Annotated in this window: 23 protein-coding genes; 13 read left to right on the top strand and 10 right to left on the bottom strand. The window is 37.3% G+C overall.

All coding sequences use genetic code 11. The features are described from left to right. Positions 1 to 126: 126 nt before the first annotated feature. The 3 genes from QFZ28_RS23115 (at position 127) to fumC (ending at position 5,567) form a co-directional block, all read left to right on the top strand. Entirely contained in the window at positions 127 to 1,884 is a 1,758-nt protein-coding gene (locus tag QFZ28_RS23115) for an ABC transporter ATP-binding protein (protein WP_307196834.1), read from the top strand. Continuing rightward, complete coding sequence (locus tag QFZ28_RS23110) at positions 1,881 to 3,896, top strand: ABC transporter ATP-binding protein (protein WP_307196833.1); 2,016 nt, start codon at positions 1,881 to 1,883, stop codon at positions 3,894 to 3,896. The genes QFZ28_RS23115 and QFZ28_RS23110 overlap by 4 nt, the downstream gene beginning before the upstream one ends. Positions 3,897 to 4,187: 291 nt before the next feature. Beyond that, positions 4,188 to 5,567, top strand: coding sequence for a class II fumarate hydratase (fumC, locus tag QFZ28_RS23105; RefSeq protein WP_307196832.1), 1,380 nt, complete (start codon positions 4,188 to 4,190; stop codon positions 5,565 to 5,567). 90 nt (positions 5,568 to 5,657) lie between these two features. Here the strand turns inward: fumC and QFZ28_RS23100 are convergent, their stop codons facing one another. Beyond that, entirely contained in the window at positions 5,658 to 5,861 is a 204-nt protein-coding gene (locus QFZ28_RS23100) for an alpha/beta-type small acid-soluble spore protein (protein WP_034675254.1), read from the bottom strand. 383 nt (positions 5,862 to 6,244) lie between these two features. Here QFZ28_RS23100 and QFZ28_RS23095 point away from each other — a divergent pair, with 383 nt between their 5' ends. Beyond that, positions 6,245 to 6,487 (top strand): hypothetical protein, encoded by a 243-nt coding sequence (locus QFZ28_RS23095; protein WP_307196831.1) that lies wholly within the window; start codon positions 6,245 to 6,247, stop codon positions 6,485 to 6,487. A gap of 43 nt (positions 6,488 to 6,530) precedes the next feature. Here the strand turns inward: QFZ28_RS23095 and QFZ28_RS23090 are convergent, their stop codons facing one another. From QFZ28_RS23090 to QFZ28_RS23055, 8 genes are all read right to left on the bottom strand, one after another. Then, positions 6,531 to 7,640 carry an ABC transporter ATP-binding protein gene (locus QFZ28_RS23090; protein ID WP_307196830.1) on the bottom strand — a complete coding sequence of 370 codons (1,110 nt, stop codon included), beginning with the start codon at positions 7,638 to 7,640 and terminating at the stop codon, positions 6,531 to 6,533. 107 nt (positions 7,641 to 7,747) lie between these two features. Continuing rightward, on the bottom strand, positions 7,748 to 8,650 hold the full coding sequence (locus QFZ28_RS23085) for a PucR family transcriptional regulator (protein ID WP_307196829.1): 903 nt from the start codon (positions 8,648 to 8,650) through the stop codon (positions 7,748 to 7,750). Between the two features lie 115 nt (positions 8,651 to 8,765). Continuing rightward, entirely contained in the window at positions 8,766 to 8,960 is a 195-nt protein-coding gene (locus QFZ28_RS23080) for a hypothetical protein (protein ID WP_307196828.1), read from the bottom strand. Between the two features lie 67 nt (positions 8,961 to 9,027). Then, on the bottom strand, positions 9,028 to 9,237 hold the full coding sequence (locus tag QFZ28_RS23075) for a YheE family protein (RefSeq protein ID WP_307196827.1): 210 nt from the start codon (positions 9,235 to 9,237) through the stop codon (positions 9,028 to 9,030). Between the two features lie 75 nt (positions 9,238 to 9,312). Then, positions 9,313 to 10,377, bottom strand: a complete 1,065-nt coding sequence (locus tag QFZ28_RS23070) for a YheC/YheD family endospore coat-associated protein (RefSeq protein ID WP_307196826.1) — start codon at positions 10,375 to 10,377, stop codon at positions 9,313 to 9,315. After that, complete coding sequence (locus QFZ28_RS23065) at positions 10,371 to 11,738, bottom strand: YheC/YheD family endospore coat-associated protein (RefSeq protein WP_307196825.1); 1,368 nt, start codon at positions 11,736 to 11,738, stop codon at positions 10,371 to 10,373. Before QFZ28_RS23065 ends, QFZ28_RS23070 begins: the two co-directional genes overlap by 7 nt. After that, positions 11,716 to 12,819, bottom strand: a complete 1,104-nt coding sequence (locus tag QFZ28_RS23060; protein WP_307196824.1) for a YheC/YheD family endospore coat-associated protein — start codon at positions 12,817 to 12,819, stop codon at positions 11,716 to 11,718. Before QFZ28_RS23060 ends, QFZ28_RS23065 begins: the two co-directional genes overlap by 23 nt. Next, the gene (locus tag QFZ28_RS23055; RefSeq protein ID WP_307196823.1) at positions 12,820 to 14,178 is read right to left on the bottom strand and encodes a YheC/YheD family endospore coat-associated protein; all 1,359 of its coding nucleotides are present in this window, start codon (positions 14,176 to 14,178) and stop codon (positions 12,820 to 12,822) included. It lies immediately after the preceding gene. 177 nt (positions 14,179 to 14,355) lie between these two features. Between QFZ28_RS23055 and QFZ28_RS23050 the strand changes: the two genes are divergently transcribed. From QFZ28_RS23050 to QFZ28_RS23035, 4 genes are all read left to right on the top strand, one after another. Then, positions 14,356 to 14,703, top strand: coding sequence for a YlbF family regulator (locus QFZ28_RS23050; RefSeq protein WP_307196822.1), 348 nt, complete (start codon positions 14,356 to 14,358; stop codon positions 14,701 to 14,703). Between the two features lie 126 nt (positions 14,704 to 14,829). Next, entirely contained in the window at positions 14,830 to 15,699 is an 870-nt protein-coding gene (locus tag QFZ28_RS23045; RefSeq protein WP_307196821.1) for a Cof-type HAD-IIB family hydrolase, read from the top strand. A 122-nt stretch (positions 15,700 to 15,821) separates the two neighbouring features. Beyond that, positions 15,822 to 17,333: a coproporphyrinogen III oxidase gene (locus QFZ28_RS23040; RefSeq protein WP_307196820.1), complete on the top strand. Its 1,512-nt coding sequence runs from the start codon at positions 15,822 to 15,824 to the stop codon at positions 17,331 to 17,333. Positions 17,334 to 17,477: 144 nt separating this feature from the next. Then, a complete protein-coding gene (locus QFZ28_RS23035) occupies positions 17,478 to 18,266 on the top strand; it encodes an enoyl-CoA hydratase (RefSeq protein ID WP_307196819.1) in 789 nt (262 codons plus the stop codon). 44 nt (positions 18,267 to 18,310) lie between these two features. Here the strand turns inward: QFZ28_RS23035 and QFZ28_RS23030 are convergent, their stop codons facing one another. Further along, positions 18,311 to 18,496, bottom strand: a complete 186-nt coding sequence (locus QFZ28_RS23030) for a YhzD family protein (protein ID WP_307196818.1) — start codon at positions 18,494 to 18,496, stop codon at positions 18,311 to 18,313. A 118-nt stretch (positions 18,497 to 18,614) separates the two neighbouring features. Here QFZ28_RS23030 and QFZ28_RS23025 point away from each other — a divergent pair, with 118 nt between their 5' ends. The 5 genes from QFZ28_RS23025 to yhaM all read left to right on the top strand — a co-directional run bounded on the left by QFZ28_RS23025 (position 18,615) and on the right by yhaM (position 26,098). After that, positions 18,615 to 19,514: an ABC transporter ATP-binding protein gene (locus tag QFZ28_RS23025; protein WP_307196817.1), complete on the top strand. Its 900-nt coding sequence runs from the start codon at positions 18,615 to 18,617 to the stop codon at positions 19,512 to 19,514. Next, a complete protein-coding gene (locus tag QFZ28_RS23020; RefSeq protein WP_307196816.1) occupies positions 19,507 to 20,760 on the top strand; it encodes an ABC transporter permease in 1,254 nt (417 codons plus the stop codon). Before QFZ28_RS23025 ends, QFZ28_RS23020 begins: the two co-directional genes overlap by 8 nt. A 115-nt stretch (positions 20,761 to 20,875) precedes the next feature. Beyond that, on the top strand, positions 20,876 to 22,093 hold the full coding sequence (locus tag QFZ28_RS23015) for a metallophosphoesterase family protein (protein ID WP_307196815.1): 1,218 nt from the start codon (positions 20,876 to 20,878) through the stop codon (positions 22,091 to 22,093). A 9-nt stretch (positions 22,094 to 22,102) separates the two neighbouring features. Next, on the top strand, positions 22,103 to 25,114 hold the full coding sequence (locus QFZ28_RS23010) for an ATP-binding protein (RefSeq protein WP_307196814.1): 3,012 nt from the start codon (positions 22,103 to 22,105) through the stop codon (positions 25,112 to 25,114). A 39-nt stretch (positions 25,115 to 25,153) separates the two neighbouring features. After that, entirely contained in the window at positions 25,154 to 26,098 is a 945-nt protein-coding gene (yhaM, locus tag QFZ28_RS23005; RefSeq protein ID WP_307196813.1) for a 3'-5' exoribonuclease YhaM, read from the top strand. Positions 26,099 to 26,115 lie beyond the last annotated feature (17 nt).

Below are 26,115 nucleotides of genomic sequence, written 5' to 3'. Positions count from 1 at the left end.
AATGATAATTAAAACACAGGTTGCGTTCTTTTTACACGTAACGTGTGTTTTTTTGTCTCTATTTTTAGTTTCGAGGCATACTGCACTCTATTGCGGTATGTCTTTTTTTTATAAGGGGGGATTGACATGTTTTCGGTTTTAAAGAAATTAAAATGGTTTTTTAAAGAAAATTGGAAGCGCTATATTATTGCTATATCATTATTAATTCTTGTAGGGATTCTAGACGTTGTTCCGCCTAAATTAATCGGGATGGCAATTGACGATATCCATCTTGGTGTTATGGATAATGGAAAAATCATAAAATATCTAGGGTGGCTTATCTTAATAATCGTTGTCTCATATGGAATCACTTATGTGTGGATGTATAAATTATTTGGCGGGGCTTTTCTGGTTGAAAGGAAGTTAAGATCGCGTTTTATGAAGCATTTGTTAAAAATGTCACCAACATTTTATGAAAAAAATCGAACTGGCGACCTAATGGCAAGAGCTACAAATGATTTAAAGGCGATCTCCATCACTGCAGGGTTTGGGATATTGACCCTTGTAGATTCAAGTGTTTGGATGTTAACACTCATTATTACAATGGGGCTGTTAATTAGCTGGAAGCTAACCATTGCAGCCATCCTTCCACTGCCAATTATGGCATACATCATGCAAATTTATGGTAATAGAATTCATAAGCGCTTTATGGAAGCACAGGATGCATTTGGAGAGTTAAACGATCGAGTATTAGAATCGGTGGCAGGTGTAAGGGTGATTCGTGCCTTTGTTCAGGAAGAGGCAGATCGCGATAGGTTCCATCAACTGACAGAAGATGTCTTTCATAAAAATATAAAAGTAGCAAGGATCGACTCGTTATTTGATCCAACTGTAAAAATACTGGTCGGAATAAGTTATATGATTGGCCTGGGGTATGGTGCATTTTTAGTCTTTAATCAGGCAATAACCTTAGGTGACCTAGTTTCCTTTAATGTCTACCTAGGAATGTTAATCTGGCCAATGTTTGCGATTGGTGAATTAATTAATATTATGCAAAGAGGAAATGCCTCCCTAGACAGGGTAAATGAAACATTGTCTTTTGAAGAAAGCGTTGAGAATCCTTCAAACCCAGTTAGAGTAGAAACTGCGGACAGAGTTGATTTTAAAGAAGTAACGTTTCGCTATCCATCCTCAAAGGAGGATAATTTAAAAAATATTTCTGTTCAATTGCTTCAAGGACAGACGTTGGGGATTGTTGGGAAAACAGGCAGTGGGAAAACAACACTAATTAAACAGTTATTACGACAATATCCTCTTGGAACAGGTGAACTGTCTATCTCAGGTGTACCTCTTAACAAGCAAACTCTAAATCAAGTTCGTCGGTGGATTGGCTATGTACCCCAAGATCATGTTCTTTTTTCAAAAAGTGTAAAAGAAAATATTCTTTTTGGTAATTCAGAAGCAACAGATGAAGAATTGGAGAAGGCGATTGATCTAGCCGCATTAAGAGAGGATTTAGAGATGCTGCCGGAAGGGTTAGAAACACTGGTCGGTGAAAAAGGCGTTGCACTGTCCGGCGGTCAAAAACAAAGAATTTCTATTGCACGGGCCTTAATTAAAAACCCTGAAATTTTGATACTTGACGATTCGTTGTCAGCTGTTGATGCCAAAACAGAAAAGAGAATTATTGATAATATTCGTGAGATTAGAAAAGACAAAACCACGATTATCACTACTCATCGATTGTCAGCTGTTGAGCATGCAGACCAAATCCTCGTTCTCGATGATGGAAAAATAAGCGAAGCAGGCACTCATGAACAACTGCTTTCTAATGATGGCTGGTATAAAGAACAATTTTTACGTCAACAAGTGGAAAATAATTTAGAAGAGGAGGTGACAGCATGAATACTAGCCGACGATTAACACAGTATGCATTAAACTATAAAAAAATCATCTTTGCGGCATTATTTATGCTGACCATTTCCGTTGTTACTGATTTGGCAGGTCCATTCATTGCAAAAAATATTATTGACCAACATATTTTAGGTATTGAATCTGTTTGGTATGAGACTTCCAGTCGGAAAAACACAGCAGAATATAACGAGCAATTTTATAAAAAAGAGAAGAATTTCTCAATCGGTGAACAAAAGGGTAAAGAAATTCGAATTTTGCAGGTAGCTGCAAAGTTTGTCATGGTTGAAGGGAATCTTGAATTTGATGGGAAAAGGACCTTTAAAGAAGGTGTTTTAACGGTCCAAAAGGGTTCTAAGAAGGCGGAATATGAAGCACAGGTCCTTACAACGAAAGAGCTAATGGCGTTTTACAAACTGGAGATTCCAGGGATTATTACACTGCTGGTCATTTATTTATGCCTATTAGTCATTTCAGCGATTTTCCAATATGGTCAGCGCTTTTTACTGCAGAAGTCCGCAAATCGTATCATCCAAAAAATGCGTGAGGATGTATTTGGCAAGATTCAACGGCTGCCAATCCAATACTTTGATAATCTTCCAGCTGGTAAAGTGGTTGCGAGGATTACCAATGATACTGAAGCTATACGTGAGTTATATGTGACTGTGTTAGCGCAATTTTTTACCAGTGCGATTTATATTACAGGGATATATGTGGCCCTTTTTATACTAGATGTGAAACTGGCTGCTATTTGTTTATTACTTTTGCCAATCCTTTACGGATGGATGTTACTGTATCGAAAGTTTGCTTCCAAATACAATCATGTTATTCGTTCTCGAATAAGTGATATCAATGCAACCATAAATGAATCGATTGGCGGCATGAGTATTATACAAGCATTTAGGAGAGAAAAGGAAACAGAAAAGGAATTTGAAAAACTTAATAATGAACATTTTACTTACCAAAATAAATTATTAAGCTTAAATGCTTTAACTTCACATAATTTAGTGGGAGTTTTAAGAAGTCTCGTTTTTGTTGCATTCATCTGGTATTTTGGGGTTCAAGCGTTAAATCCTGCTTCTGTTATTTCTCTAGGTGTGCTTTATGCTTTTGTTGATTACATTAATCGTCTATTTAATCCAGTACAGGGGATTGTTAATCAATTAGCCAATTTGGAAACAGCCTTAGTGGCTGGCGAGAGAGTCTTTAAACTTATGGATGAGCCGGGTGAGAATGTAAGTTCAGAAAGAATAGATCGATTCCAAGGTAATGTGACATTCAATCATGTGTCATTTGGTTACAAAGATGGCGAGTATGTATTAAAAGATATTGACTTTGAGGCGAAACAAGGGGAGACCGTTGCCCTTGTAGGACACACTGGTTCTGGAAAAAGCTCAATCATGAACCTGCTGTTCCGTTTTTATGATTGTCAAAAGGGCAAAATTCTTATTGATGGCAAGGATATTGTCAGCATTCCACGCCAAACGATTCGTAATCATATGGGGATCGTCTTGCAGGATCCATATTTATTTACGGGTACGATTGCCTCGAATGTTAGTCTTAGTGACCCATCGATCACTAGAGAAACGGTAGAAAAAGCATTAAAGGATGTTGGAGCAGACAAGGTCTTTAGAAACCTGGAGAATGGTTATGATGAACCGGTAATCGAAAAAGGCAGTACTTTATCCAGCGGACAGCGCCAGTTAATTTCCTTTGCAAGAGCCCTGGCTTTTAATCCAGCTATTTTAATTTTAGATGAAGCCACATCAAGCATAGATACTGAAACCGAAGCTGTTATCCAAGAAGCCATGGATGTCTTGAAAAAAGGTAGGACGACGTTTATTATTGCGCACAGGTTATCAACCATTCGCAATGCTGATCAAATACTTGTGTTAGACCGAGGAAAGATTGTCGAACGTGGCTCACATGAAGAATTAATGGTTCTAGGGGGTAAATACTATCAAATGTATGAACTCCAGAAAGGCAGTGCCGGACTTGTTGGATAATGTCACAAAGTCTTCAATTTTATCTCAATAAACTGTTATTTTTATCACAGGTAAAAACTCCTTATTATGATAATTTATATATGTTTAAGCTCTTTCATAATAAAAGGGGTGGAATGTAGATGACTGACTTTTCAATTGTAAATGTAATTGGTAGTTTCTTAATTCTTTCGTATTATATTGGTTATATGATCGTGAAACATTAAATGCAGACAAAATGTCTGCATTTTTTTTTAGCAAAAGGGAATAAGGATAAGAATATAGATGCAAAAATGAAGTAGTGAGGTGAAAGGTATGGAAAAATTCAGATTGGAAAAAGATACTCTTGGTGAGATTCAGGTCCCAATTGACAAGTTCTGGGGGGCACAAACACAACGCAGCTCCGAAAACTTTAAAATTGGCGCCGAAAAAATGCCCCTAGAAGTGGTTTATGCGTTAACCTTAATTAAAAAAGCAGCAGCAGAGGTTAACCATGATTTAGGTAAACTGTCGAAAGAAAAAATGACCGCAATTCTGACGGTTTGTGATCAAACACTTAAAGGAGAATTTAATGAGCATTTTCCACTTGCTGTCTGGCAGACTGGAAGTGGAACACAAACCAATATGAATGTAAATGAGGTTATAGCAAATCGAGCGAATGAATTATTTCGCAGTCAAGGAAGTGTTGAGAGGATTCATCCTAATGATGATGTAAATATGTCTCAAAGCTCTAATGATACCTTCCCAACTGCTATGCATGTGGCTGCGTACATAAAAATAACGGAGAATCTATTCCCTGCGCTCAGTGAATTGAAAAGCACCCTTTTATCGAAGGAAACGGCCTTTATAAATCTCGTGAAAATTGGGAGAACACATCTTCAGGACGCAACACCCATCACGCTTGGTCAAGAAATCAGCGGTTGGAGGGTTATGCTTGAAAAGAATGAAAGAATGTTGAAGGACGCAAGGAAGTATATACTTGACTTGGCTATTGGTGGTACAGCTGTCGGCACTGGTATCAATGCTCATCCGCAATTTGGTGAGAAGGCAGCAGAAAAACTTGCCGCCTATACAGGATATCCATTTAAAGCATCACCAAATAAATTTCATGCATTAACTAGTCATGATGAAATTGTATTCTTACATGGTGCTTTAAAAGCTTTAGCAGCTGATTTAATGAAGATTGTCAATGACGTGAGGTGGCTGGCCAGTGGACCAAGAAGTGGAATCGGTGAGTTGATCATCCCTGCTAATGAACCGGGGAGTTCGATTATGCCGGGTAAAGTAAATCCAACGCAAAGTGAAGCGTTAACGATGGTAGCATGCCAAATTTTTGGGAATGATGCGACGATTGGATTTGCGGCAAGCCAGGGAAACTTTGAATTAAATGTTTTTAAGCCAGTGATTATCTATAATGTAATTCAATCGATCACACTATTAACAGATAGTATTCGTTCCTTTAATGAAAATTGCGCTATTGGAATAGAGGCCAACAAAGACGTCATTAAAATGCATGTGGAACGATCCTTGATGCTAGTAACGGCACTAAATCCGTACATTGGATATGAAAAAGCAGCTGAAATTGCCAAATTAGCTTTTAAAGAAAATTGTACGTTAAGAGAAGCTGCTGTCAAAACAGGATATGTTACCGCAGAACAATTTGACGAATGGATTAAGCCGGAAAATATGGTCTAAGGAATACTGTTAACACAAATGAAAGCCCCCTCCGATAGTGGAGGGGGCTTAAGCCATATTATTTAATTTTTTACAGTGTTTTACTTAAAATTAGCGTTGGAATCCGCCAAGTTGTTGCTCTGCCATTGCTACAAGACGCTTAGTGATTTCTCCTCCGACAGAACCGTTAGCACGTGAAGTAGTGTCTGCTCCAAGGTTAACACCAAATTCTGAAGCGATTTCGTACTTCATTTGATCAAGTGCTTGTTGAACGCCTGGTACTAAAAGTTGATTAGAGTTGTTGTTACTAGCCATAGTTGAATAACACTCCTCTTAATAATTTTGGGGTCAGTATGGAATTGAACCATTATGGTTATGCTAACCATTGCCACCTTGGCCTAACCCACATTGAAAGTAGTAAGATATTGGAGCATACTTTTTTTGTGTGGCTGGGTTAGCCGGACTTGCACCGGCTTTAGACCCTTTAGTTGGTGAAAAGGGATTTCCTTTTCACACTTGGTAACCCATCGATGTAAGGTTGTTGCTTTGAGATGTTTGTTGTTGCTTGCTTTGTAATATTTATTATGATTAAAATCGGACAGCTTATTCGATTATTTATCTGGTAATTTATTCCGTTACATAGTGCCGTAATTGTAACGCAAACTAACCTCATATAAAAAACTAAAGGGTGAATGGATATGTCAATATGCCCAATATGTAATGGTTTACGTGAAATGTATCTTTTGTGTACACATTGCGGGGAACAAATGGTGGATAGCGGAAGACTGATTGATTTTTTTGATGATTATAGTCCGTACATGGAAATTGATTTAATGAAAATGGAGGACGGTTATCCGGACAGTAATTCAGGGAAAAAATGCCCTCACCTATATACTTGTCCATCCTGCCATAACGACGAGGTTATCTTTATTAAAGAATAGCAATACTAAAAAAGGTCCCGCGAATGCGGGACCTTAATTCTAATTATTCATTCGCCACGCGGATGCGGGACTCAGTTTCAGCGTCAAAGAAGTGACCTTTATTTAAATCAAATGCCAGGTCTAAAGTATCTCCTGGGTGAATGTCAGCTCTTGAATCTAGACGGGCAACGAAGTCCTGACCATCTAAACTTGAGTAGACCATTAATTCTGCTCCAGTTAACTCAGCTACATCAACATTTACGGTAACTTTTGTGCCTGCAGAAGCCTCGATAAATACAGGCTCATCATGGATATCTTCTGGACGAACACCAAGAATAATTTCTTTACCTACATATCCTTGTTCACGAAGAACCTTCATCTTACCTTCAGGAACAGCAATTGAAGTTTTTCCGATTACAAACTTGCCATTTTCAAGCTTACCATTAAAGAAGTTCATGGCAGGTGAACCGATAAATCCGCCAACGAATACGTTTTCAGGCTTTTCATATACTTCTTTAGGTGTTCCAACTTGTTGGATAAGTCCATCCTTCATAACTACTAGTCTTGAAGCCATTGTCATTGCTTCTGTTTGGTCATGTGTTACATAAATAGTTGTTGTATTTAGACGACGGTGAAGCTTAGCAATTTCAGCGCGCATCGCTACACGAAGTTTCGCATCAAGGTTTGAAAGAGGCTCGTCCATTAAGAATACCTTTGCGTCACGGACAATCGCACGTCCTAATGCAACACGCTGACGCTGACCACCTGATAATGCTTTAGGCTTTCTTTTTAAATAAGCTTCTAATCCAAGAATCTTTGCAGCTTCATTTACACGACGTTCAATTTCATCCTTTGGAAACTTACGAAGTTTAAGACCGAATGCCATATTATCATAAACTGTCATATGAGGATAAAGGGCATAGTTTTGGAATACCATTGCGATATCACGATCTTTAGGAGCTACATCGTTCACTCTTTTTCCGTCGATATAAAAGTCACCTTTTGAAATTTCTTCAAGACCAGCGACCATACGTAATGTTGTTGATTTACCGCAGCCAGACGGACCTACAAATACGATAAACTCCTTATCTTGGATATGTAGATTAAAGTCTGTAACCGCTGTCACTTTATTGTCATAGATTTTATAAATATGATCTAATTTTAATTCTGCCATTTTGTAAACCCTCCCTGTTTTGATTAACTTAAGTGTACATGAAAAGGTTTCCAAACAGTATGGACACAATGCACAAAGTTCTTAAAGCCAATTTTGTGCATTATGTCCTATTTCCTTTGTTCAAACAGCAGGCACGCTAAAAAGACGGTAAAAGCTCCGTAAAAGTCCTTTAATTGTACTCCTGTTTTATCAATAAATTTATCAATACGATATTGTAGTGTATTTCGATGGATATATAATTTTTTAGCCGTTAAACTAGCATTCAGGTTATTTTCAAGGAAGACTTTGATTGTCGTATATAACTCAGGATCTTCAGAGAATACAGAGGAAAGTTCCATTTTAATCTTTTCTTTCATGTATTCAGGCAGATTGAATGCTACAAAAGCTGGAAAGATTTTTTCAAAGGTAAGAATATTGGTACGTTCAAGATTTTCTTTAGCGAATTCAAAATACTCTTTTTCCTGCACAAAATGGGTACGTAAGTGACTAGAGTATGGGTAAATTTTCCCGAAATAAAAAGATATTTTTACATAAAAATCACTTTCTAACGTATCTGCCATGGAAGTTAATTCACTTTCCGTAAGAGACAATTGTCTTCTTTCTTCAATGACGATCCCATTATGTTCATCTTCCCAAATAATTTGTACCTCATCAGAAAAAAAACCTTTTATTGCTGGCTCAATTTCTGTTGGGTCAACCCCAAGACCTTTAATATGAAACTGAATGAATCGAAAATTACTGTCGGTACTTAGTGAGGGCATGGGCCCATTTAATAGTAGAAAATCATGCCATTTTCGCGATAGTGTTGTTAAGGGCTTCGAAGGAATTTTCACTTGTTCATATAGAACTTGAAGAAGGTTGAGTTCTTTTTCCGTTAGATTTGATTTCGGAATCGCAAGCCAGTTTTTTTGGGATCCGTCAAAAAATATGTAAAATTGGTCGGATGTATGTTTAGGATGTTCAGTATATAAAATTGAATTTGTGTATAAGGAAATGAGATTTTTTAACAAGATTAACTTCTCCATTTTTAATAAATTTAGAATAATGCACTAATTATAACATTAATCCTGCTTTAATTATAAAAGGCTGACTCGTTAAGGGGTCAACTTGTCAGCCTTTTATGCTTTATTTATTTACTTTAGATGGGGGTTCTTCTTCTGTCAGATTTCTTGCTTCTTCGATATTGGTGGAATCGTGACGCGAATGAACGGAGCCGCCTGATAATCCTTCATTTATAATTCTGTCAATATCTAAATAGACTTTATCTTTTCCTTCATACTGTAAATCTGTTTTGGCTTGGACATTTTTTCCTTTTTCCATAAAGACCAATCCCTTTCCTGTTTTCTAATAGTTTACGGAAAGGGGAATATTTCATTCAGTCTAGACGTTATTCGTAAACATGGTATAGCATTAGCTCATGGATTTGGCTGGTTAATGTTTCAATATCATCTTGTTCTGGAGTATTCACTGTCCATTCAATTTTTCCGGTTTGGTGATAGATACCTGAATATCTTTGTTTTTTATAGTAAAAGGAAAAATTCCAGCCTGGAATATTCTTATTTTCAAATAAAGGCTTAAATTGAAAGTGAGTCAGCAACAGCAACATCTCCCTTAAATACTAGTAATTAATACTAGCTTACGGGAAAAAATGAATACAATCCAGCAAAAGTTTTTAATCACTTTTTTTGCCGGTTAGCTGCAGGAATAGCTGGCATAGATGTTCAATTTTTCTCTCTTCGATGTGGCTCTCGTCAAAGCTCATTGGTTTTGAGTTCACTTCGTAAATAAAATACTCCCCTGATTGACTGATCCCCATATCAATTGAGAATTCACCGAAAAAGCCAAACGTTTCAGATAGTGAGGCACCAATATGTTGGACAACGGTTTCAATTAAGAGGTCGTATTCCTCGTTCCGTAATAGTTCATAAGGCAAAAGTTTTCCCCCAGAAGGAATATGAGTAGTGATATCCTGCTTTTGGGACTGTCTGATTCCGATTCCTGTAACCTTATATTGATTGTTTTCGGCATGTGCTAGGATACGAAAATCGAATCTTTTTCCTTCATAAAGAGCGGACTTTATTTCCTCTTGAGCCAAATAGTTTTTCTCCAATAGTTTGCTTTCCCACTCTTCCCAAAAAGAATCAAATGAGACGAATACATAGTCCTCTTTTAATCCCTTTACATGTATTTTTTTCTGAGCATCTAGCTCTACTTTAAAAATCCCATTCCCTCTGGCTGACTGAGAAGGTTTTAAGTAAATCGATTGGAAATGAGATAAAAAGGCCGAAAGCTTTTGTTTATGAATGGCTGGTATCGTGGATGGTAAAAAGGTGTGAAGAAAGGGATGGTTACTAAAAAGATAATAAAGCTCCGATTTATCAATAAATCCGGGATTAAAATAGGGAATGTTATTTTCCTTCAAGCTCGCAAAGAACATACTGCTTTTTAGTTCTTCTTCTGAACTTCGAAAGGGTATTCGATTATAAACGAGATCGGGAAAAGGAGAGGTAATCCTTTCCCATGCATTACTTTTTGGATTATATATTAATCCATCTATGGATTCTTGATGAACGCCATCCAGCGTAAAGATAAAGCTTATTCCATTAAGTGAAATAAGCTTTTTTTGCAGTTCAATAAAGAGTGTGCCATTTCCAGCAATGGAGCCATCTTTTTTCCGTGCAGTCAAAATTCCGATAACAGGGGATATTCCTTTTCTCCATTGATTGATTACTACCATTTGATGACTTCCTCGGGATGCAGGATAGTTTGTTCCGTCAAAAAAACAGCAAACGCCATCGATAACTTACAGGTAAGTTGGTCGAAATTTTTAAGCTCTGGATGACTGAAGATCGATCTCCCTGGCTTGGAGTTTGCCTCAAATAACCAGATGTCACCATGTTTATCAATTCCTAAATCAAAACCAATCTCTGCAATGATGCCTTCCATGTGGTTTGCAATTGCTTTACTTAATAGGAGTGCAGCATTTACAAGTTTTTCTGTAAAAAGTTTACATTCATCTGGTTCGAAGATTTCCGCAACTGTTTTGATTTCCCCGCCACTTCGGGCATGGGTTGTTACACTGCCAAGCCCTGCTATTTTTGCAGCGATTGCTGTAACATGCCAGACACCCTCATCGTCTTTGTTTGTGTGTATCCGAAAATCAATTGGCCGCTGTTCATGCCGTAATAAGTGAATTCCTTGTTGAACAATCATTTTGTCTAAACTACGATTAGCAAAAACGATTTGAAACAATCCTTCTAAGGATGAGAACTTTCGTAGACGATTCATACCCTCACGATCTTGATAGCGACAGTAATATTCGTCTTGGATTTTATCATACAGGATTTGATGGACACCTAATCCTAGGCTTCCATTTATTGGTTTTAGATAGATATGACCAAATTTAGAAAGCATATCTTCGATCATTGAAAAGGAAGTAAATGGATGTGTTTCCGGGAGGTATCTAGTGACTGAATGGTCCTGCTGTAATCTTTCATAAATATCAAGCTTGCTGAAAAAGCCGGGATTATACCATGGAATCAGATAATCCCTTTGTAAAGTTTCTTTTACCTTCGCCAGCTTGGGGTTTCTTTCACTCTTTCGATTTGGCAGCCGGTCATAAATAACATGCGGGAAGGGGACCTCCATACTCTGCCAATTGTGGTCGTGATAAAAATAACCGCTTATGGTCCCTGTATCCCAATTGATATGCTTTTCTCCAAAAACAAATGGAATCGCCCCTACGTTTGTTTTAACCGATAATAATTTTGAGAAAAAGTTCGTTCTGTCACCTATCGGCCGGTGGGGGAATGGGGTGAAACCTGCTGTAAAAATTCCAACTAGCGGCCCCAGATTGAGCACATGGTGTTCAACAAATACATGTAATTTTATTGAAAAGTCAGGAAAAAGTAATTGTTTTTTAACCTCATTGCTTATCACAATAGAATTGTTTTTCCTAGAATGAGGTTTAAAGTTAACTTCAATTGTTTTTGAACCAAATGCAATTTTATTAAATACCCTATCCTGCAAGAGCTCTTGAGGACAATATACAACTAATTGGCTGTTATCAGCTATTTCAATGGTATAGCGTTTTCTCATAGTTGCTCTTCCTTTCTTTATTTTCTGATTGACTAAGGTATTTTCCATAAAGAAGTGGTGCAAGGAATAAGGTTTCTTTTAAATCTGGGTCCGTTTGTAAAACTACTTTTCTTCCTGGCTTTGAATTCACATCTAAAATCCAAAGGGCTCCATTCTTCGCCACTCCGATATCAATTCCAATTTCAAATAATGGTGATATTTCTCTTTCGAGGATATATGGGAGATTGGTTATTATAAAGTTCAACTCCGAACAAATATATTCCTTACCAGCTGGTGGTAAGGAGGAGGACCAGGTAGAAAAGTCTATTACTGAGCCTCCGGCACTTAGGTTTGAAAGAATACCTCCCGTATTTCCTATTCGAATTCCCTTTCCCCGTTCTACCCAGACGCCCTGTTCATCCTTTTGCAGCAGAATTCTAATATCAAAAGGCTTTGAGGCAGCATTTGATAATTCAAGGTAAGGCTGAAGCAGGTATGGCCGAAAGTTAATCAGGGGCTGCAGCCATTGACACAGTTTCGTTTCATTTGGGAAAATTCTAGAGATAATTTTCTTATTCTTTTCGGTTTTAACATGGATGGTTTTATCGTTTTTCTTTAAATAATAAATTCCGTAACCTTGAGATCCATTAATGGGTTTTATAATAATCTTTTTTTGTTTAGTTAAAGCAGATACTACTTCTGAGCAATCTTTAATTGATTGTGAATGGGGTAAATAGGGTGCCAATCGAGAAGTGGTTAATGTTCCGTATAATTCTAGTTTATTAGGCAATCCAAAGCCCAAAAAAGTAATATCATTTCTGCTTTTTAACCATGAAACAATTGGAATGCATTGCTTTGAATGTTCATCATCTCCGTAAAAACAGCGATCATAGATGAGGACGGGAATTGGAAATTCGTCATCAAACCAACGTTGTTCTATTGCACTATAACGTCTCCCTTGGACTTGTTGGGTAAGTGGGTTAATAGAAGAGGGAAGAAAGTGAAAACATTCCATGCCACAGGATTGACTGAGTGCGGCTATTCCATCAATATACAATGCTTCACTTTCAAAGTTTAAAGTCATAATTCCAAAGGTTTTCATCTATGAATCCTCCATTTCTGAGGTTGTATCTAATGCAAGCTTTGTGCAAAACTGAATAATCGCTTTAGCAGATGGTCTAATTTTCATTTGACCATCCTCAAAGTTTTTCGATGGCTTTGAATTTACCTCAATGATCCAAGGTCTGGCATCCCGGTCAATTCCAATGTCGATTCCCAGTTCTCCAGTGATTCCTGAAGTTTTTCTTTCAATAATCATGGCCGTTTCGATGGCTAAATCTTTCATTTGAGATATGACCCGTTTCGCCTCGCTAATACTCATGTTCTCTTTTAGCGCGTTTATTGGAGTCATAATTTCCCCGCCCCTGGCAATATTCGATACAAACTCATTTTCTGCCGAAATCCGGGCAACCACAGAGGTAACATCCCAGTTGTTTTCATGATTTTTATGACATAATATTCTATAATCCATTCCTCTAGATTGGAAAGTTAGAAGGGGGATTCCCTGTTGGATAATGTAGATTCGATTGTTCAACAAAGGTTTTAGATGTCCATATATCTCTCCAAAGGAAAGGATTGTTTGCTTTTCTAATGGTGAAGTGACCGAAGATTCTAATGAAAAATGGCTGTTTTCTTTTTGTAGTTTAAAAATATTTCTACCCTGACTTCCATGTACAGGTTTAATAAAAATAGTTTCATACTTTTCTACAAAAGCGGTTAGATTATCTTTTGTGAAAATATTTGTATCTGGTATATAAGAATGAAGATGGTTTTCATGGATTAAGTGCTCATGAACCTCCCATTTTGAAAGGAAGCGATCATTGAAAATAGGAATACATAACTCAGCAAGTCTTTGGCGAAATGACTGATACTCCTTACCAAATTCCAACCGCCGGGAGTGGATACGATTATAAATAACATCTGGCAGAGGGAGTCCTGCAGGCTTCCATAAACCAGCGTCAAAATAATATCCTTCAACAGAAAAGTTCGGATAGGAAAATACATATAGAAATCCACCGTTATCTGTTATCCCATGATGAAGTTCTTCACAAAAGTTATGGATTGAACCAAAATGGGGTTCATGATTTCCTTTATTTTTAAAGTCTGTTACCAAACCAATGATTGGACCAAAAAAAAGTGAATTCATTTCTTTTTTATAAATCGAATGAAATTTATATGGTTGAATTGGTAAACAAAAATGTTGAAATAGATTTTCAGGGAAATGAATCTCGTTAGGTGTCATCTCGACAATTCGCAGATTAACTTTCACCATTTTCTTTCCTATAGAAACCTTGATTTGTTGTTTTTCAAGCTTTAACTGTTTGAACAATTGTGAGGACATTTGAGCAAACATGTCGGTTCCGATACCTGCTTCTATAGGAACAATTGTGATAGGGGGCATAGTCACTCCTCATTTATTGGCGAATATGTTTTATAAAATAGGCATTCGTAGATATGGTATCGTATGTTATCGCCCAATGGTTGGTGATACTTTATTACGGGCAGTTGAACATCCTCGCATTTACCTACATAGTTTGTTATAGTTATTAGGATTATTTTCGAAAGAGGAGTGGAATGAATGTCCGTTAATTTATACGATGCAGCCTATGCATTAGAAAAGGCAATTCGTCAAAGCGATGAATATAAACAATTACAGCAAATGTATCATGAAGTAAATGCAGACCCGGCAGCAAAGAATATGTTTGATCAATTCCGTCAAATTCAAATGAATTTACAACAAAAACAAATGATGGGGCAAGAGATATCAGAGCAGGAAGTCCAACAGGCGCAATCAACGGTATCGGTTGTACAACAAAATGAAAAAATAGCCCGTCTCATGCAGGCAGAACAGCGAATGAGCATGATTATTGGGGAGCTAAACCAACTAATTATGAAGCCTTTAGAGGAACTTTACGGAAATTTATAATACCATAACAAAAAGCTTTCGGTTTTTCCGGAAGCTTTTTCTTTTCTACTGCACTTGTTCTATCTGTGTGTGAAAAATCATAAAAGTGTTATAAGGGTAACTTCACCAAGAACAGGGGGCAGCGTAATGATTTATCGTTTGCTTGCATTAAATATTGATGGAACTCTATTACAAAGTAACGGGAAAATTCATAAGTCAACAAAGGAAGCCATTGAGTATGTTCAGCAAAAAGGAATTTATGTAACGCTCATGACATCGAGAAGCTTTCCCTCAGCAAAGAAGGTTGCTAGGGCATTGAAAATAAAAAACCCGCTCATTACACATCAAGGTGCCTATATTGCAAATATCCAGGATAAACAAAATTACGTTGAAAGAATTAACGAGAATATTACTTATGATACCGTTCGTTTCCTAGAGGGTATGCCGTGTCAAATCAGGCTGGTACATGAACAATTTTCGTTAGCTAACAGGTTGAAATTAAATAACAATTTGTTAGCCAAAACCGTATTTACATCAGGGGATCCTGTTTTTTATTCTCAGCAATTTGTTTCGTCATTAAGTGAATATTTACATGATCAACCGGTGACAGCTCCGAAAATAGAGGTTTATTTTGAAGAGGAAAGTGATCTACAGGATGCAAAAAAGGCGATTGAAAAGATGTTTACAGAAATTGAACCCATTCAGCTAGACCGTTTGCGCTTAGATATTGTCCCGGCAGGTGTTTCAAAGTTAAAGGGTTTATCGTTTCTTGGCAGCCATCTTGGTATCCAACTTAAGGAAATGGTTGTTATTGGCGAAGGATTAGATGATATCCCTGCTATTTCGGCTGCAGGGTTAGGTGTGGCGATGTGGAATGCTGAATTTGAAGTAAAAAGAGCAGCAGACTGGGTGACTCGATCTAAAAATGAGCACGGTGTCGCCTATATGGTTAAAGAACACTTCAGAAAGCAGCAGCCAATTGAGTTTTTAAGAAAAATGAATATCATTAAGAAGTAAATTAGCAGACATCATCGTCACTACGGTGATGTCTTTGACTTTTGTGAATGATTTCCACTGTATTGACCTTATTTTTGTGATTATGTACACTTAAAGAAGTTTAATTTGAAAGAGTGATTCTAATGAGAATTTCGATTATCGGGTTAGAGGATGCCAGATTTGATCGTCAATTAACGCTGATTGCAAATTTGTTTTTTGAAGAAACAGAGATTGTGAAGGTTTTAGACGATGAGGCAGATTTAACTATAAAATTTATTATAACTGAAGATAAACATATTCAGGTTTCTGCTGAATTACTTGATACAAAGGGGAAGAACTTCTCAACAGAATATCAAAAAACAGTACAGCCCTTTCAAAAGGAGAAGGAATATTTTAAGCAGGTAAAAAATGCTGTTGCCCATGTATATTTGACACTTTTGCAGAATTGGACAGGCATTACCCAAAAGTGGGGAATCCTTACTGGGGTTAGACCAACAAAGCTTTTACATCGTAAAGTCCAAGAGGGTGTGCCTCTAGAACTTGCCCACCAGCAATTAAAAAATGATTATCTGATTTCAGATGAAAAAGTCAAGCTCATGCAGCATATTGTCGATAGGCAGCTAGCCATAGTTCCTGATCTTTATGACTTGCAAAAAGAAGTCAGCATTTATATTGGGATTCCATTTTGCCCGACAAAATGTGCCTACTGTACATTCCCAGCCTATGCGATAAACGGCAGACAAGGATCGGTAGATTCGTTTTTGGGTGGTCTGCACTATGAGATAAAGAAAATTGGTGAATGGCTAAAGGAAAAGGATATAAGAATTACAACGGTTTACTATGGAGGCGGTACCCCAACGAGTATTACAGCTGAAGAAATGGATATGCTTTATGAAGAAATGTATGCGTCATTCCCAGACGTTGAGAATATACGTGAAATAACGGTCGAGGCAGGACGTCCAGATACCATTACCCCTGAAAAATTAGAGGTATTAAAGAAATGGAAAATCGACAGGATTAGCATCAATCCCCAATCCTATACACAAGAAACTTTAAAGGCAATTGGGCGCCATCATAGTGTTAAAGAAACCATTGATAAGTATCATTTAGCAAGAGAAATGGGCATGAACAATATTAACATGGACCTTATCATTGGTCTTCCTGGCGAGGGGATGGCTGAATTTACACATTCACTGGCAGAAACAGAAAAGCTAATGCCGGAGTCCCTAACCGTCCATACTTTATCGTTTAAACGCGCTTCAGAAATGACGAAAAACAAGGGTAAATATAAAGTTGCAGGTCGTGATGAAGTAGAACAAATGATGAATCTAGCAACAGAGTGGACAGAAAGTCACGGCTATGTTCCCTATTATCTCTATCGTCAAAAAAATATTCTCGGTAATCTTGAGAATGTTGGCTACGCGTTTCCAAATCAAGAAAGTATTTATAATATCATGATAATGGAGGAACAACAGACGATCATCGGGCTAGGATGCGGCGCTTCCAGCAAATTCATTGACCCGAAAACGGGAAAAATTACACAGTATGCTAATCCCAAAGACCCTAAAACATATAATGAAAGCTTTGAAGCTTATACGGATGAAAAAATAAAAATATTAAATCAAATTTTTTCTGAAAAAGAATCTCTTGCATAAATTGCAGGAGATTTTTTGTTGTTAATAGAGGAATTGTCAAAAACATCACTGCAGTGAAAATTCCATATATTATGAAAATTTGTTTTTTACCAACGCAATTCAAGCTATAATGGAAGTGACTAAGATAATGGGAGGTTGTTTGGGGTGACGATTAATTTTGTAACGGATAAGGTGAAGGTGTGGGTGAACGGACGGGTTGCAACGGTTGAGATGAATCGACCGGAATCATTAAATGCACTTGATGTGGACATGATAAAGGGCCTGGTTAGCAAACTTAAGGAAATAGCTGAATCGGATGATATTGATATTGTTGTTTTAACCGGGAATGGGAGAGCTTTCTCGGCAGGCGGCGATATTAAAACAATGCTTTCTGACTTGAATGAAATCGAATTCTTTCCTGTGATGGATTGCATTAGTGAATTAATCATAACTCTTTATAGTATCCCAAAATTAACGATTAGCGCCGTAAATGGTGCTGCAGCAGGGCTTGGATTTAGTCTTGCGTTGGCTACAGATCACATCATTGCTGACAAAACGAGTAAACTTGCAATGAATTTTATCGGTATTGGTTTAATTCCAGATGGCGGTTCTCATTTCTTTTTAGAAAAGAGATTAGGAGAAATCAAGGCAAAACAGGTTATATGGGATGGAAAAATGATGAGCGCACAAGAAGCACTGGAAATAGGATTGGTACAAGAAGTTGCAGAAGATTTGCAAGAAGCTTTAGATGCTAGAATATCCGATTGGCTGAAGCGTCCAGTTCAGGCTATGATCAAAACGAAAAAGATACTAGCAGATATGAACAGACCGCAGTTGATAAAAATATTAGAACTAGAAAAACACGGTCAGCTAAACATGCGTCGAACCTTCGATCACCAAGAAGGAATTCGAGCCTTTATAGAAAAAAGACCAGCAAAATTTATCGGTAAATAAGTATGGAGAAAAAAGAAGCATTGCTTCTTTTTTCTGTTTCAAGACTAGGAATGGAACAATAAAAGCTTCCCACTTGGTGATGTAAAACGATGTGTTTTCTCAAGTAAATTCTTTTCTGCTAATAACTTTTCAGCTAATTCTTTTGCTCTTTCATCATGTTCAGCTTGAATGGCCTCATCGACGATCTTTTCCCCATTTGCTTCAAAAGCTGTTAATTTGTAAGTCTTCATCTTATTTCCCCCTTCGTTATTATCGATATTATAATTTTTGCACAATTCTTGATATTTTGCAAAAGCGAAACTTTTTCAGGGGATTTTCGTATAGGTATTTTTGAGAGGGGGAATTCGTATGGTTTTAAAACTAGAACATGTAACAAAACGGTTCGGTGATTTTACAGCAGTAAAGGATTTATCCATCGTTATACCTGAAAAAGAAATGTTTGGCTTCTTAGGAGCAAACGGCGCGGGGAAGACGACTACATTTCGAATGATCCTGGGCCTGCTTGATTCTACTAATGGAAGAATTACCTGGGACGGGCAGCCCATCAATTATTCCACAAGCCACTTAGTCGGCTACCTTCCTGAAGAAAGAGGTTTATACCCCAAATTAAAGGTTAGCGATCAAATTGTATACCTTGCAAGATTAAGAGGAATGCCGAAAAGTGAAGCTCTATCAGAATTAAAATACTGGCTGGAGAGATTTAAAGTTCCTGAATATGAAAATAAAAAGGTAGAAGAGCTTTCAAAAGGTAACCAACAAAAAATTCAATTCATTGCGGCCGTCATACATAAACCAAAATTATTAATTCTAGATGAGCCATTCAGCGGTTTAGATCCTGTTAACGTTGAAATGCTCAAAGATGCTGTTCTTACATTAAAGGAAAAAGGAACGACGATTGTTTTTTCAAGCCATCAAATGCACCACGTTGAAGAGATGTGTGAGCATCTTTGTATAATGCATAAAGGAACTCCGGTTGTACACGGTGCATTAAAAGAAATAAAACGTGCATTTGGGAAAAAGAATCTTATTATACATACCGATTTTCCATTAGATAACCTGAAAGATTATCCAGGAGTGGTTAAGACTAGATTTACAACAGAGGGAGTTCATCTTCAAATTGATGGTGAGTATGTTGCTGGAAAAATACTCAAAGACATCGTCAATAAAGGATTCATCAGGAAATTTGAACTTGAAGAGCCTTCTTTAAATGATATTTTTATCGAAAAAGTAGGTGATTCCTATGAATAAATTTTGGATCATTTTATTCCATACTTATTTAAACAAATTGAAAACAAAGTCATTTCTGATTACAACCTTAATGACGGTCGGTATCACATTAGTCTTAACCAATATGAATAATATCATTGAAGTTTTTGATAAGGGCGGCGGAAAAGAAAAGGTTGCTGTTTTAGATGAAACCGGTCAGCTGTTCCCACCGTTTAAAGAACAAATGAATGCTTTAAATAAAAACCTGCAGTTGACAGAATTTGATGGCTCTGAAAAAGAGACTGAAAAGGAAGTAGAAGAGGGGAAATTTGCTGGGGTTGTCCAGCTGCGGTATGACGCGGAACAATTGCCTGAAGCTACATATAAAGCAATGACTGTTGCCGATTCATCATTATCTTCTGATCTTCAAACGGGGCTTCAACAAATGAAGACGATGCTGGCAGCTTCAAAGATTAATTTGACACCAGCACAGCTTGAGCGGCTATACGAACCCGTTTCTTTCGAGAAAATTGCTCTTGAAGAAAATGCGAAAACGGAAGAAGAATTAAATCAGGCTCGGGGACTGGTCTATGTTTTGCTGTTTATCATCTATTTTGCTGTTATCATGTATGCTAGTATGATTGCTATGGAAGTGGCAACGGAGAAGTCTTCGAGAGTGATGGAAATTTTGATCTCGAGTGTGTCTCCGGTAAAGCAAATGTTTGGTAAAATACTAGGTATTGGTTTATTAAGCTTAACTCAGCTTACGGTACTTCTTTCTGTAGGTTATTTCTCAATAAAACGGAATATGTCTTCTCTAGAAGGCGGTTTTTTTGACGCATTTGGTTTTGGAGATATTTCATTATCAACGATTTTCTATGCTGTTGTTTTCTTTATCTTAGGTTATTTCCTCTATGCTACTCTCGCTGCCTTTTTAGGTTCCTTGGTCAGCAGGATTGAGGATGTCCAACAAATGATTACGCCTATGACATTACTAGTTGTGGCAGGATTTATGATAGCAATGTTTGGTCTTGGAAAGCCAGATTCACCTTTTATTGTCATTACATCGTATATACCTTTCTTCACCCCAATGATTATGTTTTTACGAGTAGGTATGCTGAATATTCCAGTTTGGGAAGCTGCATTAGGGATATCCATTCTTATGGCTACAATCGTTATCTTAGCGTTATTTGGCGCCCGTGTTTACCGCGGAGGAGTCCTAATGTATGGAAAATCCAATTCATTCAAAGACATTAAAAAGGCATTGCAATTAACAAAAAAAGAATAAAATGCGAAAGCTTTGCCGATTAAAGGCAAGGCTTTTTTAAAATTTCGATTCAGAACGTGCATTCGGTTTTTGGGGGTGTTACAATGAAAGAAAACTCACTGAAAGGAGCTTATTAATGAAACAGATATCATTTATACACGCTGCTGACCTGCATTTGGACAGTCCTATGGTTGGATTAAAGCATTTACCTGCAAATATCCTTTCAAGAGTGAGGGAGAGTACGTTCACAGCTTTAAGAAAGCTTATAGCAGCTGCCATTGATCACAACGTTGATTTTGTCATTTTAGCCGGGGATTTATATGATGGGGAAGATAGAAGCTTGCGTGCACAATCACGCTTCCGCAATGAAATGCAAAAGCTCTCACAAAAGGATATTCCTGTTTATGTTATTCATGGAAACCATGATCATTTAAGCGGCTCATGGGTAAACCTTGATATGCCCCCGAACGTTCATTTTTTTGGCAGTGATGTTGAAATGAAGGAATTCCACACTAAACGTGGTGAAACAGTCCATTTATATGGCTTTAGTTATATACAAAGACACATACTTGATAAAAGAATAGCTGACTATCAAAAACAGGATCCTGCCGATTTTCATATTGGCATTCTCCATGGAAATGAAGGTGGAAGAACGGATCATGATAATTACGCTCCATTTTCTATCAAGGATCTCTTGGAGAAAGAATTTGATTATTGGGCTTTAGGGCATATCCATAAACGGACCATATTATCTGAAACGCCGCCAATCATTTATCCAGGGAATCTCCAAGGGCGTAATAGAAAGGAAGAAGGCGTAAAAGGATGCTATCTTGTTACGTTGAATGAACTCGAGGCCAAAACAGAATTTGTAGAAACATCAGATGTATGGTGGGAAGAAGTTACGGTTGATGCGGCTTCGGCACAAAGTTTTCAGGAAATATTGCAGCTATGTCAGCTAACCATCGAACGGTTGCGTAAAGCTGGAATAGGGACGCTGCTTACCTTAAACCTAAAAAATGTTCAATTTGAAGATTTTCAAGAGAAAAAAATCCTAGATACAGAACTTCTCGAGCTGCTGTTAGACTATGAGAATGATGAAGAATCATTTGTCTGGATCGTGAATCTAAATCTAGAAGAAAAACAGCACTTTGATAGAAAAAAATTAATGAACGAAGCGGACTTTTATACGGAGCTGTTTGCCACCATCGGTGACTATCAGAATCCTGAGGAGGCAATTGCACCATTATATCAGCATCAATTGGGCAGAAAATATTTAACAGGTTTAACAGAAAGCGAACAAAAAGAATTATTGGAAAAAGCTGAGAAACTATTAATTGGGTTATTGTATCAATAATGAAGGGAGATGATTAACCTGAAAATCCAGGAGATACATATATACGGCTTTGGCCAGTTGACTAATATCGTGATTAAGGACCTTTCTGACTTTCAAGTGTTTTATGGTGAAAATGAGGCAGGAAAATCAACAATCATGGCCTTTATTCATGGAATCCTATTTGGGTTCCCAACAAAGCAATCATCGGAACTTCGTTATGTACCCAAAAACGGCTCAAACTACGGCGGTAAGCTTAGGATTTGGTTTGATGAGTTTGGCATTGCCACGATAGAAAGGATTAGAGGCAAGGCTTCTGGGGATGTTGTCGTAACGCTGGAGGACGGAACGACAGGTGAAGAGGAACTGCTTAAGCTACTGTTGGGGAATATGGATAAAGGACTATTCCAAGCCATTTTTTCTTTTAATTTACATGGGCTGCAAAACATCCACCAAATGAAAGGCGAAGAATTAGGGAAGTTTTTATTTTCTACTGGTACACTCGGAACAGAAAGACTAGCTAAAACAGAGGCAGAACTTCAGAAGGAATTAGAGAATCGTTTTAAACCAAGCGGAAAGAAGCCGGTGATAAATGAAAAACTCAAAGCCCTGCATGAACTTAGTGGCGACCTAAAAAAAGCAGCTGCCAAAAACCAAGACTACGAGACCTTGGTCACAGATAAAGACAGAATCTATAAGGAAATAGAAGACATAAGCCATTCACTGCAGGATGTAAAAAGCGAGGTAGAAAAGCTAAATGAATGGCAAAAAATCCAGTCACTTGTTAAAGAAGAAAGATGGATAAATACAGAAATCAATTTACTTGGAGAAAATCCATTCCCGGCCAGAGGTATAGAAAGAATAGAAAAGTTAAATCAGCTTATCTATCCATACAATGCTCAGATTTCAAGTTTAATGGAAAGAATCTCTCAATTAAAACAAGAAGTTGTCGCTATACAGCCAGAAAAGCAATTGCTTGCTGATGAGTCCATGATACTTGCTGCGCTAGATCAAATTCCCATCCATGAGCAGTTTAACTTAGACAAACAACAGTACGAATTGAAATTAGCAGATTTAGAAGAAAAAATCTCCAACATAAATGAAAAGCTGCACTTACCTCTAAGGGAAGAAGAAGTTCTAACGATCAACACCAATATCTATATGAAAAATCAAGTAGAGCAGTCAGCGAGGAAAAAGCAAAAGCTTATGGAAGTAAAACAGGACCTTGAAGAGAAATTTCGAGAAGAAAAAAACTCTCTTGAGGAGCTAGAAAGAAAGGTTAGTTATGCACAAACGCAAATGATTCCAGCTCATGAAAGGGCACGATTTGAAAAGTTAGTCAGTGTAGACAGTGAAAAAGGAAAGGTCGAATACGAATTAAAGGCTGTCCAGGACAAAATAGAGTATTATCAGCATACTCATGAACAGGATAAGAAGACATTTGCAGCGATAAACAAACAAAAACAAATTCAGTTTTTAGCGATTGGATTAATTTTGCTGATTCTATCACTTTATGGTTTGTATACCAAGCAATGGATTCTGTTAGTTTTTGGTGTATTAGGAAGTTTTCTAATCGGTGTTTTTCTTAGTAAAAACAATAGCCGTAAAAATGATACTAAGATCAATCAAACTCTAAGTCAGTTGTTAGAAGATGAAAAAAGGTTACTTCAATTACTCGAGAAATATAAAAATAGCAACATCCCAGCCTTACAAGAAAAATTGAAGCAGGATAATTACTGGAAAGAGCAGCAACAGCTATTAAAAATAAAGCTTGAACAGCAGCAAACACTATATGAAAAAGTTATAAGGAAATTTGAGGAGTGGGAAATAGAAGCAGCAGAAAATAAGGAATCGATACTGAAACTGAGCGGTGAACTACATATACCTGAATATATTGCGGATTCTTTTTTCCTCGAGGCATTCCAGCTCATTGAACAATATAAGCTATTAGGCAGAGAAAAAAGGAATTTACTAGCGAGGATGGAAAATATTAACCTTGAACAGGCTAATATTTCTGAAAGACTCACCTATTACGCAAAACAATATTTAGCAGACCAAGGCAGTGATTTTTCAAAAATTGGATATTTATTACGGAACAAACTAAAGGATGAACATGGAAAGTTAATAAAAATTCAAGAAAAGCAAGGAAAGTTAGATGACCTTGAGGCAGACCTTAATCAAATGAAACGGGAACAAGCACATCTAATTTCGGAGAAGAAGAAGCTTCTTGAAGAAGCAAATGTGGAGGATGAGGAGGCATTCTATGAACTTGGTAAAAAATGCGAAACCAAGTTTAAACATATTGAAAGGCTTAAGGATATTAGGAAGCAACTCCAATACTCGTTTCTAAAAGAAGACGAGATAGAAAGACTACTACAAATTCACAATGTAGAAGAAGTATTAATCCAGTATCATAAGAGGATCGAAACGTTATCTTCTAGACTAATGGAACTGCAGGAAAAACAAGCAGCGGCAAACTACCAGATTCAAGTTCTTGAAGAGGGGGGATCATACTCTGAATTACTTCACCACTATAAGCAGCAAAAGTTTGAGTTAGAAGAAGCAGCAAAAGAATGGTCGGTTTTTAGTTTAGCGCAAAAGATACTAACAAAAACGGTTGAAAAGTACAAAAACGTTCATCTGCCTAGAATGCTGGCAAAAGCTGAGGAATACCTTTACTTTCTGACAGAGGGTCAATATCAGCGTATACACATGCAACAGTCAGGGACTGGTTTTCTGATTGAAAGGAGCGATCACACTTTATTCGAGGCAAATGAATTAAGTCAAGCAACTACAGAGCAAGTATACGTTTCTATAAGATTAGCGCTTGCTGCGACTCTTTACGAAAGGTATCACTTTCCGATTATTATTGACGATAGTTTTGTAAATTTTGACGCTAACCGCACCAAAAAGGTGATGGAGCTTTTAACCACGCTCCAACATAATCAAATTTTATTTTTTACCTGTCACACACATTTGCTTCCATACTTTCAACCAGAAAATGTTCAATATCTTCATAAAGGTAATGTCGAAGTAATTTCATAGAGAATGTTATACTTGTATTAATGGGAAGGGGAGAGACTTATGACTAAAGGAATACTAGATTATGATTTCGGTGTACAGGTTGATCTGTATTTACTTATTAAAAGTGCCACAAAAGGGATAGCCAGTAATGGAAAGCCATTCTTAACACTTATCCTTCAAGATCAAAGTGGTGAGATAGAAGCGAAACTCTGGGATGCAAATGAAGAGGATGAAAAGAATTACACCGTTCAAAAAATCGTTAAAATTATCGGGGATATCCATAATTATCGTGGTAAAAGCCAGCTGAAAATCCGGCAGATTCGAAGAACAGGTCCTAGTGACTCAGTAAAGTTGGAGGATTTTTTAGAGACCGCACCATTAAGCCAAGAAGAGATGACTAGTAAACTGACACAATATATTTTTGATATGAAAAATCCTAATATCCAAAGAATTACGCGCCATCTATTGAAAAAGCATCAGAAGGCTTTTCTTGAGTATCCGGCAGCAACCAAGAATCATCATGAGTTTGTTTCAGGACTTGTCTACCATGTTGTTAGTATGCTCGACCTAGCCAAGGCAATTGCTACACTTTATCCTAGTCTAGATAAGGACTTGCTCTATGCCGGAGTGATTTTACATGATATGGGTAAAGTAGTTGAATTATCAGGGCCAATTTCTACTGTTTATACAGTGGAAGGAAATTTACTAGGTCATATTACCATAATGGTCAATGAAATCGGCAAAGCTGCTGAGGAACTCGGGATAAATGGTGAGGAAGTGTTAATACTAAAGCACCTCGTATTAAGTCATCACGGGAAGGCTGAGTGGGGTAGTCCAAAACCGCCGTTAATTAAAGAAGCAGAAATTCTCCATTATATCGATAATTTAGACGCAAAAATGAACATGCTTGATCGTGCATTAGAAAGAGTTAAACCTGGAGAATTTACTGAACGTGTATTTGCATTAGACAACCGATCATTCTACAAACCGATATTTCATAAATAAGATAACCCATCATCTGG

Source organism: Neobacillus niacini (assembly GCF_030817695.1).
GTDB lineage: Bacteria > Bacillota > Bacilli > Bacillales > Cytobacillaceae > Neobacillus > Neobacillus niacini_F.
This window is presented reverse-complemented; position numbering and strand designations above follow the sequence as displayed.

Excerpts from the sequence above, each read along its gene's own strand:
- fumC (WP_307196832.1), top strand. The coding sequence starts at position 4,188 with ATGGAAAAATTCAGATTGGAAAAAGATACTCTTGGTGAGATTCAGGTC.
- QFZ28_RS23010 (WP_307196814.1), top strand. The coding sequence starts at position 22,103 with ATGATTAACCTGAAAATCCAGGAGATACATATATACGGCTTTGGCCAG.
- QFZ28_RS23020 (WP_307196816.1), top strand. The coding sequence starts at position 19,507 with ATGAATAAATTTTGGATCATTTTATTCCATACTTATTTAAACAAATTG.
- QFZ28_RS23050 (WP_307196822.1), top strand. The coding sequence starts at position 14,356 with ATGTCCGTTAATTTATACGATGCAGCCTATGCATTAGAAAAGGCAATT.
- QFZ28_RS23055 (WP_307196823.1), bottom strand. The coding sequence starts at position 14,178 with ATGCCCCCTATCACAATTGTTCCTATAGAAGCAGGTATCGGAACCGAC.
- QFZ28_RS23065 (WP_307196825.1), bottom strand. The coding sequence starts at position 11,738 with ATGAGAAAACGCTATACCATTGAAATAGCTGATAACAGCCAATTAGTT.
- QFZ28_RS23095 (WP_307196831.1), top strand. The coding sequence starts at position 6,245 with ATGTCAATATGCCCAATATGTAATGGTTTACGTGAAATGTATCTTTTG.
- QFZ28_RS23045 (WP_307196821.1), top strand. The coding sequence starts at position 14,830 with ATGATTTATCGTTTGCTTGCATTAAATATTGATGGAACTCTATTACAA.
- QFZ28_RS23100 (WP_034675254.1), bottom strand. The coding sequence starts at position 5,861 with ATGGCTAGTAACAACAACTCTAATCAACTTTTAGTACCAGGCGTTCAA.
- QFZ28_RS23040 (WP_307196820.1), top strand. The coding sequence starts at position 15,822 with ATGAGAATTTCGATTATCGGGTTAGAGGATGCCAGATTTGATCGTCAA.
- QFZ28_RS23090 (WP_307196830.1), bottom strand. The coding sequence starts at position 7,640 with ATGGCAGAATTAAAATTAGATCATATTTATAAAATCTATGACAATAAA.
- QFZ28_RS23060 (WP_307196824.1), bottom strand. The coding sequence starts at position 12,819 with ATGAAAACCTTTGGAATTATGACTTTAAACTTTGAAAGTGAAGCATTG.
- QFZ28_RS23080 (WP_307196828.1), bottom strand. The coding sequence starts at position 8,960 with ATGGAAAAAGGAAAAAATGTCCAAGCCAAAACAGATTTACAGTATGAA.
- QFZ28_RS23030 (WP_307196818.1), bottom strand. The coding sequence starts at position 18,496 with ATGAAGACTTACAAATTAACAGCTTTTGAAGCAAATGGGGAAAAGATC.
- QFZ28_RS23015 (WP_307196815.1), top strand. The coding sequence starts at position 20,876 with ATGAAACAGATATCATTTATACACGCTGCTGACCTGCATTTGGACAGT.
- QFZ28_RS23070 (WP_307196826.1), bottom strand. The coding sequence starts at position 10,377 with ATGGTAGTAATCAATCAATGGAGAAAAGGAATATCCCCTGTTATCGGA.
- QFZ28_RS23110 (WP_307196833.1), top strand. The coding sequence starts at position 1,881 with ATGAATACTAGCCGACGATTAACACAGTATGCATTAAACTATAAAAAA.
- yhaM (WP_307196813.1), top strand. The coding sequence starts at position 25,154 with ATGACTAAAGGAATACTAGATTATGATTTCGGTGTACAGGTTGATCTG.
- QFZ28_RS23025 (WP_307196817.1), top strand. The coding sequence starts at position 18,615 with ATGGTTTTAAAACTAGAACATGTAACAAAACGGTTCGGTGATTTTACA.
- QFZ28_RS23115 (WP_307196834.1), top strand. The coding sequence starts at position 127 with ATGTTTTCGGTTTTAAAGAAATTAAAATGGTTTTTTAAAGAAAATTGG.